General features: G+C 52.9%; 1 protein-coding gene and 1 pseudogene. Both read right to left on the bottom strand.

Annotation, left to right across the window (positions count from 1 at the left end; all coding sequences use genetic code 11):
- Nucleotides 1-318, bottom strand: a 318-nt coding sequence (locus Q0135_RS02915; RefSeq protein ID WP_297988095.1) for a hypothetical protein, incomplete at its 3' end; no start/stop codon positions are given.
- Nucleotide 319: 1 nt separating this feature from the next.
- Nucleotides 320-1258, bottom strand: a pseudogene (locus Q0135_RS02910) (hypothetical protein); the annotation flags it as partial.

Below are 1258 nucleotides of genomic sequence, written 5' to 3'. Positions count from 1 at the left end.
GGTTCCTACACCCCCTTCGGCTTCTGCAAAATCTATCAAAATTGCGCGTAGCTCAAGCGTTCCGTTGAAGCCGTCGTTCAGATTACTTAGGGCAATGGCTGTTCCAGATTCATATGCCGTAATTGACCCGCTATTTTGATACACGAGTCCTCTAAAATCTCCATCGCTGCCAGCGGGCATAAGTATATGTGTCATATCATCGTCCTTTTTCTGTGATTCGCTCGGTCTTGCCGATATTTTGTTTTTGCGCTTTTCCCTCATCCATATCACTACGGCCGCGACCATTCCTATCGTCATCGCAAAAAATAAAATTTTCATCTCATACCCTTCCTATTTTGATTTCGTTTTCGCTCACTACGAAGTATGCAAATACCTCGGTAGCCTTGAGCCCCGTAGGCACTACTCGAAAGCCGAGCGCCGCATCGTAGCCCGTGATATTCGTCGCGTTTCGCACTATCAGCGCTCCGCTCTGCCCGACCGCGCCGTTTTTTAGCGCGAGCGTGCCGGGGGCGCTCGGATTAAGGACGAAGTTATCGCCCTGCCTTAAATCCACCTCAAGGCTCGTTATCGTCGTGATTTTCGAGCCGTTTGCGCCGTCTTTGCGGTGAAAGTTCGCCCCTTCCACGCCGATTAGTTTCGCGCTATCAGACGCGGCTTTGTCTTTATCCAACTTTTTATCAAACGCCTCGCCGAGCTCCGTTTTATTTGCGTCATAGACCGCGCTTGCAAGTTTTGCGAAGCTTACGGCGCGCCAGAGATTATCCGCCTTAAAAAACGGCACCAGCGCCGTCTGATCAAAAACGGCGCTCGCTCCACCGAGGTTTCCTTGAAATTTGAAATCGCCAAGCTCGATTACGGCATTGCTCGGATTGAGTTTTATATCGCGCGCGACGGCGTCGCTTCCGATGCCGCGCAGGATGACCTTGCCCCCTTTTTTTGCGCTGAAAACCCGCAGATCGTTTCCGCTCGGTGCGATATCCGATCCGTCCGCGCCAATGCCGACGCCCAGAGCCGCGACGCTTTTTGCGTCGGCGCGCAGAAATTTCTCGGCTTCCGCTCCCCCTAATTTTGCGCTATCCGCGGCTTGCTCGTCTTTACCGAGCTTACCGGTTGCGCTGCTTTGAGCTGCTGCGGCGGCGCTTATCGCGGTGTTTATACCCTGCGCAAGGGCGTCAAATTTTGCATTCGCCTCAATCTTTGAGTAGCCATACCCCACGCTCGCTTTGGTCGCCAACTTCCCCTCGATCAAATTCGAGCT

This window comes from uncultured Campylobacter sp., from assembly GCF_937981295.1.
GTDB lineage: Bacteria > Campylobacterota > Campylobacteria > Campylobacterales > Campylobacteraceae > Campylobacter_B.
Note: the sequence above shows the minus strand (reverse complement) of the source record. Positions and strands in the feature narration are given on the sequence as shown.